Below are 486 nucleotides of genomic sequence, written 5' to 3'. Positions count from 1 at the left end.
AGCTATAAGTCGTGAGTTCAATCCTCCGTGGGGCCGCCATCCATTGATTGCCAACGAAATTTGCTACTGCATGAATTGTTACAGAATTTTTTCTTGCGATTTTCAGAAACTACTTTCCATGATCGGCCACAATATCCGCATTGCTTTATCTCCGACCGTTCGGAAAATAATGTTGCTAAATGTTTGGTTTGGAAATGTTCCTGAGCGAGGCAAACGATCTTTTTGATCTCAGTGCCTGAGACCAGATCAATGTCATGGGGAAACTGAGAAATTTTGAAGTAATCTTCTGGTCGCATCCATCCTTTGATTTCGACATATTTACCGTCGACTATGAAGTCTGGAATGTAATATCTGGTTCGGCCGTTGGCATCAACGTAGGAAAATCGGTTATGATTTCGTGACAGTGGAATATGCTTGTTCTGGCAATACCAAACGTAGGCCATTTCGTAAGTGCTATCACACCAAATACCTTCGAACCATCCATGG

General features: G+C 42.4%; 1 protein-coding gene. It reads right to left on the bottom strand.

What is annotated here, in order from left to right; all coding sequences use genetic code 11:
* Positions 1–17 precede the first annotated feature (17 nt).
* The coding region (locus tag DCS98_RS23435) for a PDDEXK family nuclease (RefSeq protein WP_206340413.1) at positions 18–486 on the bottom strand (469 nt) is incomplete at its 5' end.

The sequence above is a fragment of the Blastococcus litoris genome, from assembly GCF_003075095.1.
Taxonomy (GTDB): domain Bacteria; phylum Actinomycetota; class Actinomycetes; order Mycobacteriales; family Geodermatophilaceae; genus Blastococcus_B; species Blastococcus_B litoris.
Note: the sequence above shows the minus strand (reverse complement) of the source record. Positions and strands in the feature narration are given on the sequence as shown.